The organism is Pirellulales bacterium, assembly GCA_019636345.1.
Classification (GTDB): Bacteria; Planctomycetota; Planctomycetia; order Pirellulales; family Lacipirellulaceae.
Genome location: JAHBXQ010000001.1, coordinates 910,843 through 929,245, shown reverse-complemented (window position 1 = coordinate 929,245; position 18,403 = coordinate 910,843). Strand labels below are relative to the sequence as shown.

At 66.5% G+C, this 18,403-nt stretch carries 11 protein-coding genes and 1 tRNA gene; 8 read left to right on the top strand and 4 right to left on the bottom strand.

Annotated elements, in window-relative coordinates; genetic code table 11:
- Positions 1–444 precede the first annotated feature (444 nt).
- The gene (locus KF688_03585; GenBank protein MBX3424741.1) at positions 445–1,146 is read right to left on the bottom strand and encodes a hypothetical protein; all 702 of its coding nucleotides are present in this window, start codon (positions 1,144–1,146) and stop codon (positions 445–447) included.
- Between the two features lie 369 nt (positions 1,147–1,515).
- On the opposite strand from KF688_03585, the gene KF688_03580 reads away from it, so the two are divergent.
- Positions 1,516–1,755: a glutaredoxin family protein gene (locus tag KF688_03580; GenBank protein ID MBX3424740.1), complete on the top strand. Its 240-nt coding sequence runs from the start codon at positions 1,516–1,518 to the stop codon at positions 1,753–1,755.
- On the opposite strand, the gene KF688_03575 is transcribed toward KF688_03580, so the two are convergent.
- Positions 1,738–2,412, bottom strand: a complete 675-nt coding sequence (locus KF688_03575; protein ID MBX3424739.1) for a hypothetical protein — start codon at positions 2,410–2,412, stop codon at positions 1,738–1,740. The two genes, KF688_03580 and KF688_03575, sit on opposite strands and share 18 nt — an antisense overlap.
- A gap of 279 nt (positions 2,413–2,691) precedes the next feature.
- Here KF688_03575 and KF688_03570 point away from each other — a divergent pair, with 279 nt between their 5' ends.
- The 4 genes from KF688_03570 to KF688_03555 all read left to right on the top strand — a co-directional run bounded on the left by KF688_03570 (position 2,692) and on the right by KF688_03555 (position 9,478).
- Complete coding sequence (locus KF688_03570; protein MBX3424738.1) at positions 2,692–3,954, top strand: DUF2088 domain-containing protein; 1,263 nt, start codon at positions 2,692–2,694, stop codon at positions 3,952–3,954.
- Between the two features lie 995 nt (positions 3,955–4,949).
- The gene (locus tag KF688_03565; protein ID MBX3424737.1) at positions 4,950–6,035 is read left to right on the top strand and encodes a serine/threonine protein kinase; all 1,086 of its coding nucleotides are present in this window, start codon (positions 4,950–4,952) and stop codon (positions 6,033–6,035) included.
- Between the two features lie 283 nt (positions 6,036–6,318).
- Complete coding sequence (locus KF688_03560) at positions 6,319–6,696, top strand: hypothetical protein (GenBank protein ID MBX3424736.1); 378 nt, start codon at positions 6,319–6,321, stop codon at positions 6,694–6,696.
- Between the two features lie 412 nt (positions 6,697–7,108).
- Complete coding sequence (locus KF688_03555; GenBank protein MBX3424735.1) at positions 7,109–9,478, top strand: WD40 repeat domain-containing protein; 2,370 nt, start codon at positions 7,109–7,111, stop codon at positions 9,476–9,478.
- 43 nt (positions 9,479–9,521) lie between these two features.
- Here the strand turns inward: KF688_03555 and KF688_03550 are convergent.
- Positions 9,522–9,595, bottom strand: a tRNA-Arg gene (locus KF688_03550).
- Between the two features lie 378 nt (positions 9,596–9,973).
- Between KF688_03550 and KF688_03545 the strand changes: the two genes are divergently transcribed.
- The 3 genes from KF688_03545 (at position 9,974) to KF688_03535 (ending at position 16,722) form a co-directional block, all read left to right on the top strand.
- Positions 9,974–11,881, top strand: coding sequence for an ABC transporter ATP-binding protein (locus KF688_03545; protein ID MBX3424734.1), 1,908 nt, complete (start codon positions 9,974–9,976; stop codon positions 11,879–11,881).
- Positions 11,882–12,354: 473 nt separating this feature from the next.
- Positions 12,355–13,023 carry a lamin tail domain-containing protein gene (locus KF688_03540; protein MBX3424733.1) on the top strand — a complete coding sequence of 223 codons (669 nt, stop codon included), beginning with the start codon at positions 12,355–12,357 and terminating at the stop codon, positions 13,021–13,023.
- Between the two features lie 153 nt (positions 13,024–13,176).
- Complete coding sequence (locus KF688_03535) at positions 13,177–16,722, top strand: chitobiase/beta-hexosaminidase C-terminal domain-containing protein (protein MBX3424732.1); 3,546 nt, start codon at positions 13,177–13,179, stop codon at positions 16,720–16,722.
- On the opposite strand, the gene KF688_03530 is transcribed toward KF688_03535, so the two are convergent.
- Positions 16,710–18,287, bottom strand: coding sequence for a hypothetical protein (locus tag KF688_03530; GenBank protein MBX3424731.1), 1,578 nt, complete (start codon positions 18,285–18,287; stop codon positions 16,710–16,712). The two genes, KF688_03535 and KF688_03530, sit on opposite strands and share 13 nt — an antisense overlap.
- Positions 18,288–18,403 lie beyond the last annotated feature (116 nt).

Here is an 18,403-nt window from a genome sequence, read left to right as displayed (position 1 = left end):
GAAGGATTTCAGCCGAGGCCGCCGGAGCGCTAGAAAGAATTCCGCCTTTCTGGCCTCGGAGCGACAGGGAACTGCCGCTTACGGTAGGGTGGCCGGCCAAGTTGCGATCCCTGCAACCTGACCCTGCCGACGGACTAGTCGACGATCTCGCGACGCAACCAGCGTGCCAGCAAGACCCGCAAGCGGCCGAGGGAACCTCGAAAAGAATCGTAAGAGGTTGTCCGCACAACCACTTACAACGACTCCGCTGCCGCGAATTCAGCCCCGGGGCGTGCGGCAACCGGCGTCGATGCCTAAGGATCGCCCACGACGTGATGCGCCGTTAGGCAAGTCGTGAGAGCGGCTGGGGGCTGCCCATGGCCCCCTCGCCCATGCGAAAAGTGAAGCGGCCCGACCCCAGGGCCGCCACGAACGACTCGAATCGGCAACGGGCGAAGCCGTCGGCTACTTCACATGGTGCCGGCGCTGCCGCCGGGACGGTTTGCGGCGGCTGTCGCCGCCGCCACTGGCACGGTAGCCAAACTCAATCGCGAACCACTCGGCATACCGCTCGCGGTCGAGGTAGTTCGAGTTGCGATCGTCGACCAGGTGGCCCAGTTCGTGGATCAGGATGTTGTTGAGATAGAAGTCGCGAATCGTCGCCTCGGTCCACCGCAAGCGCCACCATCCCGGCGAGGGTTCGTCCCAGCGGCCGCCGTACATGCGGGACTCGGTGTAGACCTCGGGGCGGGGCGGGGCGGAGAAATGCTCCTCCAGCGATTCCTCGATGGGGTACAAATACAGCGTGGCGCCCCACTGCATGCCGTAGCAGGGGAAGCTTTGCTTCTTGCGCGTCATGCGGCTGAGCTGCACCACCTCGAGCCCGCGCAGGAACGCTTGAGGCGCTTCGGCGAGTCGGGCCGCGACCTCGGCCGGCGTGACGACATGACGGTAGCCGGCGCCCGGATCGCGCACCACGATGCGATAGGCTCCGCCGCTCTCTTTGGGTTCGTGCCAATCCTCAGGAGGAGAGAACGGTTCATGAAGATTTCGCGTTCCCAACAGCGTTCGTCGCGCTTGTCGTGCGATGCGTCCCGCCGTGCTCGCGCGGGTCGTCTTCTTCGGCTGGCGAAGTCCCGAGTTCTGAGTCATGTGATGCTTGGACATGATGCGCAACTTTCGCGTGACTAAAGACTTGCTACGACACGACGGGGCAATTCGGCGGCAGCGGAGGCAAGCTGGGAGAGGGCGTTCGCGGGGTCCCTCGGCCGCCGTATCCATCCTAGGCTGCGGGGAAAAGGGCCGGCAAACAGATGCCCTAAGCCCTTGCCGGGGCAGGGTTTGGCAAAGCGGCCCAACCCCCTCTACAGAGGGGTTAAGCGGTAATTTGGGGACGCTGGCGCCGGGGACCGGTCGCCGCCCGACAAGACGCTTCGCACGCCTCCGTGAACTCAATCAAGCTTGTCGTGAAGGCCCGCGCCGTGCGGGCCACGCCATCCGCGCGCTCCATGACTGCAGAAGATGAGGAGAACCGCCGTGAGCCATTCCCGACACGTCGTCCTCTATACGCGCGACGGTTGCCATCTGTGCGACGAGGCGCTGGCGATTCTGCAGGCGCAGGGTCTTGAGCCGGAACTGGTCGACGTCGACGCCGACCCCGTGCTTCGCGACCAGTTCCACGAGTGCGTGCCGGTCGTCGAGATCGACGGAACGATCCGCTTTCGGGGGCGCATCGAGCCGCGGTTGCTGACGCGGCTGCTACGCGGGCGGGGTTGAGGAGGTTGTCTGCCGCTGGCGGGCGGACGCCCGCTTTCGCTCGACGTCGCGGGCATGATCCGCGTTAGCGTGCCGCCAAGCGGTGCGTGAGATGGCCGCGAAGCTGGTTCCGATCCAGGCGATCCATGCCCCGAGGACGGCCGTCGAGACGGCCCCGATGAGGACCGCCGGCAGCCCCAACCGGCCGCCCCAGGCCAGGAAGATCCCCAACGCGCCGAGGACGAACCCTGTCGCGGCCCCGACGGCCAGGGCTTGCCGGTCGCGGTAAGGGGCCTCGTGCCGCTGGGCCAGAGTCGTGGGCTGCGGAGGAGCTTCGACCCTCGATACGCCGCTCAAAAACGCCCGGCGCGGACCCTCGGGCGCCGCGCCCCCCTGGGATTCGCGCCAATGCTCGACGGCCTGCGACGTGTCACGGAGCCGGGCGCCGACGACCGTGCCGAACACGTGGGCGGCAATTAAGGCCGCCGTCGAGCCGATCACCAGCGGCCAGGCCCCGGTCGTGGCGGCCATCGCCCCGGCCAGCAGGGTGACGATCGTCGCCAGCCCGAGCAACTGCCTCAGCTTGAATCGAAACAGATGGGGCTCGGGCCGTTTCGGGTCGGCCAGACCGGCAGGCTGCCCGGCGACGGGACCAGAGGTGACAGGGGTTGATTCCACAATTGCGATTATCCGAAGGCAACTCGCAGCGGACAAGCAATCCCGCGAGTCTCTCGACCCATCGACCGCGGAACAGCGGGCTGGGGTCGAACGAAGTGAGCCCCCCAGCGGATCCCCTGGGGGCTTCGCTGCGCTGCGACCCCAGCCACTCTTCTAAGGGCGCACATGGCGTCACTGCTCGGCGGCGACGGCACGTGGCACGGCGGGCGGCAAGAGTTAGAATCACAGTGGTCGACCGACACGTACTTGCCCAGCTTGCTCTGACCCCGCTTCTCGTCCATGGCCGTTTACTTCGCCGCCGGTTCGCCGACGACCGTTTTGTCCGACGCGGATTTGCGTGCGGCTCTCGCCGACACGTTCGCTCAATTGGGGCCGCGCCGGCGGGTGGCGTTGGTTCCCCCCGACTACTCACGCTACGCCAGCCAAGCCGGCAAGCTGGCCTGCATGTGCTGCGACCTGCTTGGCGAGGCAATCCGCGACGTCATCCCCGCTGTGGGGACGCATGAGCCGATGTCGGCCAGCCAGCTTGACAAGATGATGCCCGCCGTCCCCCGCGAGCTGATCCGCACTCACAACTGGCGGACCGACGTGGCGACTCTCGGCGAAGTGCCCGCCGACGCGGTCGCCGAGTTCACCGAAGGAATCTACCGCGAGCCGTGGCCGGCCCAACTCAACAAGCGGCTCGCCGCGGGGGAGCATGATCTGATCTTCTCGCTCGGACAAGTCGTGCCGCACGAGGTGATCGGCATGGCCAACTACAACAAGAACCTGTTCGTCGGCGTCGGCGGCGTGCGGGGGATCAACGAAAGCCACTACATCGGCGCCGTGTACGGCATGGAACGGGTCATGGGGATCGCCGACAACCCGTTGCGGCGGATCCTCAACGACGCCCAGGACCGGTTTTGCCGCGACATGCCGCTGTTGTTCGCGTTGACCGTCATCGGGGCCGACGACGCAGGTCGATCGGTGGTGCGCGGGCTATACATCGGCGACGATCACGAGTGCTTCTGGCAGGCGGCCGAGCTGTCGACCGCAGTGAACATCACCCACCTGCCGCGGCGGCTCGACCGGGTGGTCGTCTACCTCCACCCCGACAAGTTCCCGAGCACTTGGCTGGGGAACAAGGCAATCTACCGCACTCGGATGGCGATCGCCGACGGCGGAGAACTGATCATCCTCGCCCCCGGGGTGCGGACCTTTGGCGAAGACCCGGCGATCGATCAACTGATCCGCAAATACGGCTACCGAACAACCCCGGAGGTGCTGGACTTCGTGGCCGAGAACGCCGATCTGCGCGAAAATCTCTCGGCCGCGGCCCACTTGATCCACGGCTCGTCGGAGAACCGGTTCCGGGTCACGTACTGCCCGGGACACTTGTCCGCCGAAGAAGTGCGGAGCGTCGGCTACGAATTCGGAGATTTGGCCAAGCACCTCGCCATGTACGACCCCGATCAGTTGTCCGTCGGGCCGAACGTCGCCCCCCAAGGGGGCGAGTTCTACTTCATCCGCGACCCGTCGCTAGGACTATGGCGCGAGGGATAATCCCGAGACCACGACGGGAATCACCGGGGCTGGGGAAGCAGGCGTGCCGAACCGATCGAGCCCGCGACCCGCCTCAGCGGCCGGAGTTGCCGGCAACGAGCCGACGACAGGAACCGCTGCATCGACCGCCAACGACATGGCGTGGACCACGCCGAAATCGACTCTAGCAGATTCGGCAGGCCAGTTGCTTTGGTCAGGAGAGAGCTTCAGCGGCGCCCCAGCGCGGTCGGCGCCGCGACGTGTCGGCGGGAGAACGCTCCCCTCCCTCCCGGCGGTCAAGGCCGCGGCGAGATGCCATTGCGTCGTGAATTCGGCAGCCTGCGCAGGCAATGACGGCCGCGACGACTTCGCGGCGACGATGATCGCCCCCGAACTGCCGGGAAACTGGACTCCCGCTGTCATTCCAAGGCTGCCGGCCAGGGTTGAGCCGGCAGCGACAGGGTTGCTGCTCAGGAAATCCCCGTCCGGAGGCGCGGAGCAAGCGAACGGCCCCGCAACAGCGATCAGGCCAAAGCAAGCGGCCCTTGCCGCATGCCTCAGCGAACCGGCGTAGGCAACCGCCAACCGTCGCCACGATCTTGCCGCACTCACGGCTGACGTCAGCCATCGCCACCCGGCGACGAGCGCCGCACCCATCCCAATCGAAACCATCTTCCCAAGCTCCTGACATCAACGCCGCCTACAACGGTCCGTTGTGAGATCGCAAATCGCAGGCCAATTGGCTGGCAACTCGGGCACGGCTCGCAATCCCCCCGTGTTCGCGGCGGCATTGCGGTTCGGATGCGGCGTCCGCCCGCTCCATGCCGGATCGCAGGCGGGCGGAAGCGGGTTCGCTGCCCACAAAATCGGCTCTCGTTGCACAATCGGTACGCTAAGCGAGCGGGGCCGCCCCCCAATCGCCAAGGGCGGAGCTGCCCGACGGATTTCGGCCGCGGCCGAGCTAGGGTTGTGAACTCGGAGGAAATTCGCCCCCTCAGCCCGGCCCGGCGAGTCCCATGCGATCCGTCTCTGTCGCCGCGCCGACCTTGCCGACGTACTGCGCCCTGGAAGCGCCGCTTCCGGCTCAGCCCTTTCCGCTCGTCGAGCGGTATCGCGATTTTCGGCTGCTCGGCTCCGGGGCGAAGGCCGAGGTTTGGGAATGCCGCGACGACTTCACCGGTCGACGGGTCGCGTCCAAGAGTCTGCACGCTCGTTTGGCGGGCGACGCCGAAGAGCAGCGGCTCTTGATTCGCGAGGCGCGCATCCTCGCCGGGCTGGACCACGCGGGGATCCCCCCGCTGCTCGACCTGGGCCGCAACGGCCGCGGGCAGCCTTTCTTTACGATGCCGATCATTCCTGGCCCGACGCTGCGCAAGATTCTCGACATGCTGCGGACCCAGCTAAGATCGACTGAGTTGACCAGCACGGATCAACGGTCACGTGCGCAAGGCCAGTGGCCGCTGGAGCGACTCCTCGGGCTAATTGTCGCTGCGGCCGACGCCTTGGCCCACGCCCATGACCGCGGGGTCGTCCACTGCGACGTCAAGCCGGAAAACCTGCTGATCGGCAGGGACGACAGCCTCCATCTCGTCGACTGGGGCATCGCCCAGGTGCCCGGGGAGGTGGAGTCGGCCAAGGATTCGCCGACCGCGTCGGCACGGACGGAGCGACCCCTTCGCCGCGGCTCGCCGCTGTACATGTCGCCCGAACAGGCATTGAACATGAAGGTCGACCCGAGGACCGACGTCTACGCCCTGGGCGCCGTGTTGTACGAATGCCTGACGCTGCGCCCCGCGGTTCGGGGGAGGTCGGTGGCGGAGATCATGAGGAACATCCTCCAGCAGGATCCCGTCCCCCCCCGCCTGGCGGCGCCCGAGCGAGGGATCTCGCGCGAGTTGGAGGCCGCCAGCTTGCGTGCGCTTGCCAGATCCCCGGCCGACCGACACCAGACGATGGACGAATTGCGGCAAGAACTGCGGGAGTGTCGTCTCGACCTGCTGGTGAACTTCGAGCGAACGGCGCCGCCTTGGGTTCGCTCGCCCCTCGAGGCCCCCCCTGCCGATTGGTGGGACCTGCAGGCGACCGACGCCGCGGCATGCTGAAGCGGCCAGGGACGGCGAGGCGTTCGCGACGTTTGCCAGCGGCGCCTGCACAACGAGGACAACCCGCGAATCAGTCATTTTCGCTGCAGTCGCTCCCTGCGTGCGGGTCGATAACGCATGAGGATGCCCGCACTGCCGTTGCCGGGCGTCGCGCGAACGCGCCAGCTTCGAGGACTTGCGAGCCCCGACCCCGCAGTCGGCAGGCGGACGCGACTCGATCTGCCCCGACGGCCCGGTCCCAGCCCCGCCGAACCCCCGACTCCCGCATTCGCAGAGGGTAGCCATGCAACTGAAAATCTACGTCCCGCGTTCGATCGAGATCCCCACGGAATACTTGCCGGCGCTCGCGAAGCGGGCGCTCGATGCGCTCGGCGCCGCCGGGGCCGAGACCCAGGCGACCCGCGGCCACTTGGTTCGTCAGGCGGTCGTCGACGGCCTGCTCCGCGAGTTGGACGAGCTGCGGCTCACCGACGGCAGCATCGACGTGTTCTGCGATCCCGAGGGCGAAGCCCCGCTGGAGATCGACAATCGTTCGCTGACCTTGCCGGAGTTGATCGAGGCGTTGCAAACGTCCAAGGTCGCCGGCGGCAAGCGGAGTGAAGTCGCCGAGCGGATGCGCGGGAAAGACGAGCGGATCCTGCCGATGCGGCGGAGCGCCTAGCCGACTCGCTCTGAGACGGCGGCGCGCCTGAGCCTCCCGCGGTCCAACCGCCCCGGCGTGCGCAAGCGTGCGCGCCGTCGCAGTCCCATGGCCCGAGAGCCCATCGCTGTGCGCGGTCGGGGCTCGACGGGCCTTCGACGCTGCGCTTGCGCGGCTTCTGACGGGGCGCTTCAAGACTGCCTGCCGGCACAAGCTCGGCAAGGTCGCCGTCCACGGTTTGCCGCGACGACCGGCCAGTCGTAGCGGACGCAACGAACGCGCCGGTTGTGCCGGCGCCACGCAATTTGGGGAGGACTCCGGCAATAACGGGCCGATCAACCCTACGAGCGCGATCGTGCCGTTTGTAGCGTGCGTCGAGCGCCGCCGTCCCCCGCTTCGACCCGTCCCACCGGGGTCCGCCATGGATTCAAGCATGTCCGGCTTGGACGAGAACTCCGCCGCAGGCGATGCGGCTGCGGTCCGGTTGGCGTCGGCGCCGTGCCCGTTATGCCGGGCGGCGATCGAAGTCGTCGAGTCGCATGAGCCGCAGGCGGTCGTTTGCTCGTCGTGCGGACTGAGTTGCACCGTGTCGGCGCCCCCCCCGCCGCCGGCGCCGATCGTCGAGGAACCGGTCGCGGAAAACCCGCTGGCTTGGTTGGAGCAGTCCCCCCGCTCCGCTCGGGCGCAACGCGCCGAAGCCTCGCTGGCACTCGCGAGCTCAGCTCCGCACAACGAAGCGCTGAGCGGGTGGACGACAGCGGTCGCCGCGGCGCTGGCCGGCGTGCTGGTCGTCGGCGGATTCGCTTGGTTCGGCGGTCGAAACGCCATACCCCCGGCCACGGCGAGCCGGCCGGCCGGAGCCGACGCGCATGACGAGCTCGAATCGCTGGCAGCCCACGCGGCGAAAGAGACAGAAGCCCGCGCCGCCGCCGAACGCGAGGTTCGACTCGTATCGGCCAAGTACATGGCGATGCAGGCTTCCGAGCTCCTGCCGTCCGAGCCGTGGCGGTCGCTCCACTTGGCAGTCGAGGCAGTCGAGGCGACGACCCGCCACGGCGAACCGGCGGTCGTGGAAGCCCACCAGAGCCTGCGCGACGCGCTGCAGCAGTGTCGCCCCGCGCGGGAATTCGACGGCTGCCTGCTCTGCGGGCATGAGGGCGCCGTGCGGGCGCTCGCCGTGAGCCCCGACAATCGCTGGCTCGCCACAGGGGGCGCCGACCGCACTGTTCGCCTGTGGGACGTCACCGGCGCGAGCCCCGGCGCGTTCTCGATCATCCTGGGGCAACATCAAGCCGAAGTGAGCGTCCTTGCCTTTAGCTGCGACGGGCGCTGGCTGGCCTCGGGGGGGCTCGACTCGTGCGTCTGCTTGTGGAGCCCCGGCAGCCCGCGCTCGGAACCGATCGTGTTGCCTGGGCTCGCCGCCGGGGTCCGCGAAGTCGTGACGAGCCCCAACGGCCGCTGGCTGGCGGCGGTCTACGCCGGAACCGGGGAGCAGCCCGACTCGGCTCGCCTGTGGGATCTGCAAGAGGGAGTCAAGAAACCGAAGTCGCTCGACCTGCGCGGCCATGGCGGGCGAATCCAGGCGGTCGCAATCAGCCCCGACAACCGCTGGCTGGCAATGTGCGTCGACGAGACGACGCGCCTGTGGGATCTCAACCAACGCGCACCGGGCAGCACTTCGCTCTCGCTGCAAAGCGGCCACGGCGCCGCGACGCACGCGCTGTTTACGGCTGACAATCGCTGGCTTATCGCCTGCGGCCAAGCGACCGCGGGAGATCGCGGCGGGGTGTGCGCGTGGGATCTGAGCTCCGCGGATCTGTCGACCCCGCTCGCGCTGGGCGAGGACCAAGCGACCGTCCGGGCCTTGGCCGCCAGCGTCGACAGCCGACGGCTCGCCGCCGCGGGGACCGACGGCCGAGTGCGGTTGTGGTCGCTCGCCGCCGGCGAACAGCCGGCAGTGCAGGGGATCCTCGCCGGCGGAACCACGGTCTCTGCAGCCGCCATGAGCGGCAACGGCGATTGGCTGGCCGTCGCCGACGCGACAGGCACGATCCGCTTGTGGGATCTGTCGACCTCGACTGAGTCGCCCGTCACCGTCAACGGGAACGAAGGCGCCGTCTCGGCGATCTGCTTCACCCCCGACGGTCGTTGGCTGACCGCCGCTGGCGCCGACGGGATCGTGCGATTGTGGAATCTCGATCTGGCCAATCTGACGACGCAAGCCAAAGCCCTCGCCCGCGGGCGGCTTCGGCCGCAGCTTGGTCAATCGCCCTGGGCGATCGTCTCGACTATCGCCGCGGGACGGCAGTATTGGCTCGACGCAGCCCGACGACAGGCGAGCGCGATGTCGGGTCCATGGACCTTGCTGGCCGAGCGGACCCGCGTTCTGCACGCCGCTGGTCCTAAACAACTTGCCGGGAGCCGCGGCGCCATCGGCGCCGCGCCGCGACCATCCAAGCAACTTGTCGACGTCGAGATGCCCTCGACGGCGCCAGACGAAGCGGCAGCCGAACCCAGCGCGCTAGCGGCCAATGCTGGCCCGACGGAGATCGATTCGGTCGTCGCAGCGGCGCCACACGGCACTCAATCCGCGTCGGCGCCCTGGGTGCGCAACCCCGCGACCCGTTCGATTCTGCTCCGCAACGCCCCCGCGCAGCCGGACTCCTCGGCAGTGAGCCAAGCGACGACTCCGACGACGCCCACCACGCCGGATCCGGCCGAGGACGTCGCCGACGCCTTGCGCGAGGGCGTCCGGGTCGCCACGCCGCCGAGGGCGAATCCGTTGCGAACGATGATACGCTAACGGCGAGCGAGCGAAGAGCGCCGGGTTGGCCGCAGCCGGCCAGCACGCCCGGGAGGACTCGAACCTCCGACCGGCGGATTAGAAATCCGCTGCTCTATCCGGCTGAGCTACGGGCGCTTGTCATTCGTCATTGCGACGCCTCGTCCTGCCCCCCTGGCTGGAACGAGGTCTTCCGGCGCAATCTCGCGCTTTGAGACAGGCTAGATTTCGGGTTGGCGACGACGCAACGTCTCTCTCCGTCAACAGGTTGCGCCTCGCCAGCCCGAAATCGTCGAGCCGACAAAGCACTAGGTTATACGCTGCCCGGGCAGGGGAGGACAGACGGCCAGCGCGGGGCGATCCTCGTCTGCGGGATCCGGGACGATTCCGGCCTGCAGGAGCTTCTCCGTCGGCGCTCTTGTCCGCGTGGTTGCGACTGCAACACTGTATCGTTGTTCCGCGGCATGCGTCGTCCGCGGGCCGCACGGCTTGGATGCTTGCTTTGGGCCCTTCGCGTTGTATCACCACCAGTCTTCCCGTCGCCGGTTCGAACGCTTTCGCCAAGCCTACCGCGAGAAGCGGACCGAGCAATTCGCCGCCGAGGAGTACGGCCCCTCCGGCGACAGCAGCGACCGGGCCGAGCGGCCCGAGCGGCGGCGCTACATGCGGCAGTACGCCGCGTGGCTGCGCCCCCATCGTCGCGACGCGGCGTTATTGACCGGTTTGGCAGTGGCGGTCGCCGTGCTCGACATGGCTCAGCCGCTGTTCATGCGGCAGATCGTCGACGGGGTGCTGACTCGCGACGACCTGCCGCGCGATGACAAATACCGCCTGCTGACCATGCTGGGGGGCGGGTTCCTGGCGTTCATCGTCCTGGCCAAAGGGGTCGAAGCGACGCGGAACATGCGCCAGCGACTGCTCAACGTACGGGTCGTTCAGTCGCTCCGCCGAGCGTTGTACGAGCGGCTGTTGCGGTTGCCGCTCGAGCAGATAACGACCATGAAGACCGGCGGCATCATCAGCCGCTTGACCGGCGACATCGACCGCACTTCGGGGCTGTTGCAGTTGGCGATCATCTCGCCCGCGGTGTCGTTGTTGCGGCTGACCGTGGCCGTGGGGATTCTGCTGGCGATCAATTGGCGGCTGGCGCTGACGGCCATCTGCATCCTGCCGCCGGCGGTGATCCTGAGCACGATCATCGCCGGACGGGTGCGGCCGATCTACCGCTCGATGCGCAAGGAAAACGCGGCGATCGACGCCCGGGTGAGCGAAACGTTCGGCGGGATCCGCGTGGTCCGGTCGTTCCAGCGGGAAGTGCGCGAGAAGGCCGGCTATCTCGCCGGTCGGCACACGATCGCCCGCAAGGAGATGTTCGCCCACCGGCGCGAGTTGGCGTTGTGGTCGTGCTGGGGGCTGCTGCTGGCGGGCATGAACGTGGTGATCGTGTGGATGGGGGGCTGGATGATGATCGCCGGCGACGCGACGATCGGCGACATCTGGGCCTTTCAGTGGTACACGATGCTGCTGCTGGAGCCGGTGTGGCAAATCGTCAACTCGTTCAGCGAAATGCAGCGCTCGCTCGCGGGGATGGAGCGGGTGTTCGAGGTCCTCGAATCGCCGGCCGAGAAGCCCGATCGCCCTGACGCGCTCCCCGCCCCGCGGCGGGTCGAAGAACTCCGCTTCGAACACGTCGATTTCGAGTACGAGCCAGGCTCGCCGGTCGTGCGCGATCTCAATCTCACGGTCCCGGGGGGAAGCGTCGTCGCCCTGGTCGGACGGAGCGGGGCCGGCAAGACGACCGTCACCGATCTCATCGCCCGGTTTCACGACCCGACCTCGGGACGAATCCTGCTCAACGGCGTCGATGTGCGCGATCTGCGACTGGCGTCGTACCGACAACTGCTAGGCGTCGTTCAGCAGGACACGTTCTTGTTCGACGGCTCGATCCGCGAGAACATCGCCTACGGTCGTCCCCGGGCGACGCTCGACGAGGTGGTCGAGGCGGCCGTACGGGCGAACGCCCACGAATTCATCGCCGAGTTGGCCGACGGATACGACGCCGTGATCGGCGAGCGGGGCGTCCGGTTGAGCGGCGGACAAGCCCAGCGGCTGTCGATCGCGCGGGCCTTGCTCGCCGATCCGCAGATCCTGATCCTCGACGAGGCGACCAGCAATCTCGACACGGCCAGCGAGCAGCTCATCCAACAGTCGCTGGACGAGTTGATGCACACCCGCACCACGTTCGTCATCGCCCATCGGCTGAGCACGGTCGCGGCGGCGGACCTCATCCTGGTGTTCGACGCGGGCCGGGTCGTCGAGCAAGGGTCCCACACGGATCTGCTGGCCCGCGGCGGGGCGTACGCCGACATGGTCGCCCGGCAGCGCGACGCGATGGCGAGCGATTTCGCAGAGCTGGGATCGTAGCGCGACGATCGGCCTCGCTCCTGAACCGCCAGAAACGCGAAGGGTGCACTGCCGCAGGGGGTTTGCGAACATCGCGGCGGAGTGAGCGAATTTGCGCGCGGGGACGATTCTTCGCGATTGACGCGGGGCTCCCTCCTGCTCTACCCGCTCGACTCCAGACGACGACCCGGCATCGCCTGATCAGACGTCCCGGTAGTGATGCCGTATGCCAAAGTGATGGATGGCTGGGGTCGAACGAAGTGAGCCCCCAGCGGATTCCCTGGGGGCTCCGCTGCGCTGCGACCCCAGCCACCCTTCCAAGGGCGCAAATGGTATTACTATCGCCGTCCCCCGCCGTTTGTGGTGCATTTGCACGGCTGCTACAATGAGAAGCGCACGGCGAGCCTTTTTTGGCTCTTTTTGCGCTGCTTGTCCACGCGACTTCATCTGTTCTTCATCTTGTGGTTTTCGTCTCGTGAACCGGAGGCTCGGCAATGATCCGTTCTTTTCTCCAGCGAACTCGTCTCGCGGCAATCGTCGCCCTTGGCATTTTCTCGGCGGCGCCCTCGGCTTCGGCGGCCATGCGAATCACCGAGTGGATGTACAACGGCCGAGCAACGGGCAGCATCGGCGAGTTTGTCGAGCTGACGAACCTCGGAGGCTCGCCGATCGACATGACCGGCTGGAGCTTTGACGACGACAGCGACAACGCCGGTACGATTTCGTTAAGCGATTTCGGCGTGGTGGCGCCGGGCGAATCAGTGATTTTGACCGACGACACGGCGGAGAACTTCGCCACGGCGTGGGGACTGCCCCCGTCGGTGAAGATCATCGGCGGCAACACGGCCAATCTGGGGCGCAACGACGAAATCAACATCTACGACGCGGCGATGACGCTCGTCGATCGGCTCACCTACGGCGACCAGGATTTTGCCGGCACGATTCGCACCAACGGCGTCAGCGGCAATCCGCTCTCGCCGGCGGCGTTGGGCGCCAACGACCCGGCCTTGTGGTCCTTGTCGGTCGTCGGCGACGCCTGGGGTTCGATTGCAAACCCGGCAGGCGACATCGGCAACCCGGGCCGCTATGTCATCCCCGAGCCATCGACCTGGGCATTGCTCGCGACCGGATGCCTCGTCGGATGGGTGCGGCGTCGTCGGTAGTACTTCTTCCTGACGCGAGAGCGCAAGAATCTGCCGAACTTGCTAAGTTCAGGCTGGGACTGCGGAGTCTCGCGTGCCTGTGCGCCCCCCTCCTCTTTTTTCTCTTTACCAGCAGCAGGCGTCGACCGCCTCGCACCCCAGGCAAGGCCCTCGATGAAGACGACTTCGCGCACTGGTCGGGACCGGCGGTTGGGCATGGAAGCTCTCGAGCCGCGGATCGCGCTGGACGCCTCGCTGCTGCGGATCACCGAGTTCGTCGCCTCGAACGACGACAGCCTCGACGACTACGACGGCGACTCGTCCGACTGGCTGGAAATCTACAACCCGGGGGTCGACTCGGTCGACCTCGGCGGGCTCCATCTCACCGACAACGCCAACAACCTCGTGAAGTGGACGTTCCCCGCGGGGACGGTCCTGCCGGGGGGCGGGTATCGGATCGTCTTCGCGTCGAACAAGAACACCGTCAAGCCGAACGGCGAAGTGCATACGAACTTCGCCCTGTCCGCGGGGGGCGAGTACTTGGCCCTTGTCGCGGCCGACGGCACGACGATCATCGACCAGTTCGCGCCGCAGTTTCCCTCCCAATTCGAGGACATTTCCTACGGCCGGGCGATGGCACTCGACGGGGCGACCACGACGGTGGTCGCCTCCGGCGCCCAGGCCAAAGTCTGGATCCCCACCAGCAACATGTTCGACGCGACCTGGAAGGGGGTCGACTTCAACGACGCGGCGTTCACGATCGTCGGCCCGACCGGCGTCGGCTATGAAGACAGCCCCGGCGACTCGGTCAACTTCGTCAACGAGATCGGCACGACAGTGCCGTCCGGAACCGCGTCGGCCTACATCCGGATTCCTTTCGAACTGACGACGCTGGGAGGAATCGGACGGCTGCAGTTGCGGATGAAGTACGACGACGGGTTCGTCGCATACGTCAACGGCGTGAAAGTGGCCGAGGCGTTTGCTCCCGAGACTGTCCAGTGGAACTCGCAGGCGTCGGGCGGCCGAGCCGACTCGGAGGCCAAGATTTTTCGCGACTTCGACGTCAGTTTCGCGATTCCGCAGTTGCGGATTGGTCAGAACGTGCTGGCGATCCACGGGCTGAATTTCCCCGCGGGGAGCGACATGTTGATCCTGCCGGAGCTCGTGGCCCAGAGCGCCTCGATCGTCGTTCCGGAGGACCTTGGCTATTTCTATCAGGCGACGCCGGGGTACGCCAACGCGGGGACGAACGTCGCGGGGTTCGCCGAGCAGGTCGCCTTCAGCGTCCCGCACGGGCTGTACGACTCGACGCAAATCGTTTCGCTGTCGACCCCCACGCCCGGAGCGATCATCGTTTACACGACGGACGGCTCGACCCCGGCGGCGAGCGCGAATCTGACCGTAACCAACGGCCAGCTCTACACGCAGCCGATCATCGTCTCGGGGACGACCACGCTGCGGGCGACGGCGTTCAAGTTGGATTACACCCCTTCGTTCGTGTCGGCCAGTACGTATCTGTTTCTCGACGACGTCATCACCCAATCGCCCAACGGCGAAACCCCGGCGGGCTGGGCGCCCGACGGACTGAACGGCCAGCGGATGGACTACGGCATCGACCCCAACATTATCAGCTTGTACGGGGCCCAGGCGGTTAAGGATTCGCTGGCGTCGATCCCGTCGCTCTCGATCACGACCGATCTGGCGAATTTGTTTCACCCGGCGACCGGCATCTACGTGAACGCGACCTACCGCGGTCGCGACTGGGAACGTGCGGCGAGCGTCGAGCTGATCAATCCCGACGGCTCCGACGGTTTCATGGTGAACGCCGGGTTGCGAATCCGCGGCGGGTACAGCCGCAACGATTTCAACCCGAAGCACGCGTTCCGACTCTACTTTCGTGGCGAGTACGGGGATTCGCGGCTTCGCTATCCGCTCTTCGGCGACGAGGGGGTCGACGTCTTCGACGTCATTGATCTCCGCACGGCGCAGAATTACTCTTGGTCGTCCGAGGGAAACCTGCAGAACACGTTCACGCGCGAGGAGTTCAGTCGCGATTTGCAGCGCGACCTGGACCAACCCTACACCCGCAGCCGGTACTATCACCTGTATCTGGACGGGGTCTATTGGGGACTGTTCGAGACGCAGGAGCGCGTCGAGAAATTCTACGGCGAGTCCTACTTCGGCGGGGACGAGTCGGACTACGACGTCGTCAAGCACGGACTGGGGGACGTCGGCGGCACCGAGTTGGCCGACGGCAACGATCTTGCCTGGCGACAACTGTTCGACTACGGCGAGCTGCTTGCCGCCAATCCCACGGCCAACGCCGACGTGTACTGGACGATGCAGGGGCTCAATCCCGACGGCACGCGCAATCCGAATTTGCCTGTGCTGCTCGACGTCGAGAATCTCATCGACTTCATGATGGTGATCATCTACACCGGGGGATACGACTCGGGCATCTCGCAGTTTTTGGGCAACAACAAGGCGAACAATTGGTTCGGCATCTACAACCGAACCGCCGCCGATCGCGGTTTCCAGTTCTTCGTGCACGACAACGAACATTCGCTGGGGGCGGCCGGCACGCTGCACGGGTCGGCGTCGATCGATCGGACCGGACCGTTCAATTTCGGCAATGAAAGCGAATACGCCCAGTTCAACCCGCAGTACCTGCACCAGGACTTGCTGGGCCACCTCGAGTACCGCCAGAAGTTCATCGACAAGACGCAAGAGTATTTCTTCAACGGCGGCCCGCTCACTGTGGCCAACAACGTCGCCCGGATGATGGAGCGGGTGGTCCAGGTCGAGCCGGCGATCATCGCCGAGGCCGCCCGCTGGGGCGACGCCCAGGTTGAACCGCCCCGCAACAAGACCACTTGGCAGAACGAGATCAACTGGCTGCTGAACACTTACTTTCCGGCCCGCGGCACGATCGTGCTCAATCAGCTTCGCGGCGACGGGTTGTTCACGACGTTCGCCGCGCCGGTGTTCAATCAGCACGGAGGGGACGTACCGGCCAATTTCGCCCTGACGATGTCGGGCATCGGCGGAACAATTTACTACACGCTCGACGGCGTCACCGATCCGCGGACAATCGGCGGCGGGGTCAATCCCTCGTCGGCGGTGCAGGTCTACACCGGGGCCGTGGCGCTCGGCTCGAACACGACCGTGAAGGCTCGACTGCGAACTTCGGGCGGGTTATGGTCGGGGCTGGTCGAAGCGAGCTTCCAAGTGCCGGCGACCCCCGGCGACTACAACGGCGATCAGACCGTCGACGGCTCCGACTTCCTCGCCTGGCAGCGGCAGTTCGGCTCCCCCGCCGTCCCCGCCGGGCACGGGGCCGACGGCAATCAAAACGGGGTCGTCGACGCGGGCGATCTGGGGCTATGGCAGGAGTACTTCGGCGCGGCGCCGACGACAGTCGCGGCCGCAGCCCTGTCGGCCGACGATCTGGTCGCTTTGGCCGCGTGGTCCGTGGCTGAACGCCCTGCCGAGGCGGACGCGAACGAGGCGCCTCTTGTCGACGAGGCGCTCGCGGTCGGTCGCTTTCCAAGTCGAGCGTTCGACCCCGACGAGGACGGAAACTGGCTGCGTCGTCGGGCCGAGGGGGATCAAGCCCCCTGGCGAAGCTCACGGCGAGCGAACGATCGCTTCGTCGCCGAATGGTCGGCCGCGGACGATGCATTTGCGCACTGGAGCCGCGGCGATCGTCACCTGCTGTAGCGTCGCGAGCGAATCGCCCGCCGGCCAAGGAGCCAGCCGATCGCCAGCAGGAATGTCGTCCCCGGTTCGGGAACGATGCTCGCGTTGGCGCTGCCGACGGGAGAGCCGAGTTGCCGCTGCCAAGCGAGGAAGTCGGCCCCGTCGACGATCCCCTCGCCCGTGGCGTCTCCCTGATAATGGGCGGCCCCGGCTGAGATTCCGAAGCCGGCCTGCCACGCCGCCAAGTCCGCCGCGTCCACTTCGCCGTCCTCGTCGAAGTCCCCGGCCAACGGTTCGCCGACCTGGACCCACGCTTGGTACATCGCCAGTCCCCAGTTCTTGCCGAGATCGTGATAGTACGACGAGGGGCGGCTGATGGCGAACTGGTTCTCGAACGTGACGTCGAGATCGGCGTAGAGGTAATTCTGGGAGAACCCGATCGTCGTGTTGCTCCCCCCGCCGGAGGTGACCTGCAACACGTTGGGCTGAAGCGTGCGGAAGTTGACCCACACCGGGTTGAGATGGTCCCCTTGGCCCGTCTTGATGTATCCCCAATCGTCGCGCCCGCTGGTCCCTTCGCCGTTCGGCCCGATGATTTCGTAGTCGGGCACCGACGAGTGAAAATCGATCGCCACGTCGAGCCGGTTGGTCGGCGAGGGCTGCAGGTCCGCCAGCATCGCCTCGCCGTGGATTCGCTGCTCGATGCGGTTCGTCCACAACGACGGGTTCCAATAGCCGTTGCTGTCGGTGTTGGGATGCTGAAGCATCGCCCGAGTGAGGCCCGCGTAGCGCCCCGAAGCGTTCAACATCGGGTAGACGAAGAACTCGGCCCGATCGCGCAAAGCCGCCGCCCGCGGGTCCTCGGAGACGAGCCAATCGACGAGGCCCTCGAGCGTCCGGATGCCGAGCGTCTCGGCCGCGTGCTGACCGGTCGCGAGCAAGGCTCGCCGCTTGGTCGTCGAGCCGTCCGTGGCGGGATTGGTGATGCGATAGGCGTACAGTTCGAGCGCAGGGATGCTCCGCCCCAGGTCGTCGACTCCTGCGGGCGACTGTCCGATAACGCCGTTCGCGTCGCCCGACAGGGTCGGCTGGGCCCAGGGGGTCGCCAGCACTTGCTGGGCGTGAGCGACGGACTGGCCGTAAGAGTAGGGGAGGGCGTAGGCGACGTAGACTTCGTTCTGCGTGAACGCCTGGGCGTTGGAGAATACGTAATTGACCGAGCCAAGGGTGTTGTTGTTGAAGTACGACCAATTGACGCCGTCGTAGGAGTAGACCATCTGGTGGTCGGTCAACTCGTGCGGCCCGGGGGTCAAGTCGCCCGCGAAATTGCGGCTAATGGAAAACGTGGGAAGGACGTTCTCCACGCCGGTAGCCTTGAAATACAACCACCGCCACTTGCCGCTGCCGAGATTGTTGCCGCTGCCGGCGAAGGTGTCGCGCCCGACGAGCGAAATCGTATTGCCGGAGACCGAGTAGCTCTTGAGCGAGCCGGAATCAAAGTTCGCGTCGAGCGTGATCGCGGCCTGGGCGAAGCAGGGGAGGGCGAGGCAGGCCCCGACGAGTCCGTGAGTCAAGCGGCGATGCATCGAGCGGCGACCTCGGCGACGAACGGGCGACTTCCGGCATTCATTCTACTAGCGGTACGCGCCGCGGGAGGATTCGTTTTGCGCAGGGAACCCTCGCAAACGCACGTCGCTTTCGC

Bases quoted from the DNA above. Each gene is read 5' to 3' on its own strand.
- KF688_03585 (MBX3424741.1), bottom strand. From the start codon at position 1,146: ATGTCCAAGCATCACATGACTCAGAACTCGGGACTTCGCCAGCCGAAG.
- KF688_03570 (MBX3424738.1), top strand. From the start codon at position 2,692: ATGGCCGTTTACTTCGCCGCCGGTTCGCCGACGACCGTTTTGTCCGAC.
- KF688_03565 (MBX3424737.1), top strand. From the start codon at position 4,950: ATGCGATCCGTCTCTGTCGCCGCGCCGACCTTGCCGACGTACTGCGCC.
- KF688_03560 (MBX3424736.1), top strand. From the start codon at position 6,319: ATGCAACTGAAAATCTACGTCCCGCGTTCGATCGAGATCCCCACGGAA.
- KF688_03555 (MBX3424735.1), top strand. From the start codon at position 7,109: ATGTCCGGCTTGGACGAGAACTCCGCCGCAGGCGATGCGGCTGCGGTC.
- KF688_03540 (MBX3424733.1), top strand. From the start codon at position 12,355: ATGATCCGTTCTTTTCTCCAGCGAACTCGTCTCGCGGCAATCGTCGCC.
- KF688_03535 (MBX3424732.1), top strand. From the start codon at position 13,177: ATGAAGACGACTTCGCGCACTGGTCGGGACCGGCGGTTGGGCATGGAA.
- KF688_03530 (MBX3424731.1), bottom strand. From the start codon at position 18,287: ATGCATCGCCGCTTGACTCACGGACTCGTCGGGGCCTGCCTCGCCCTC.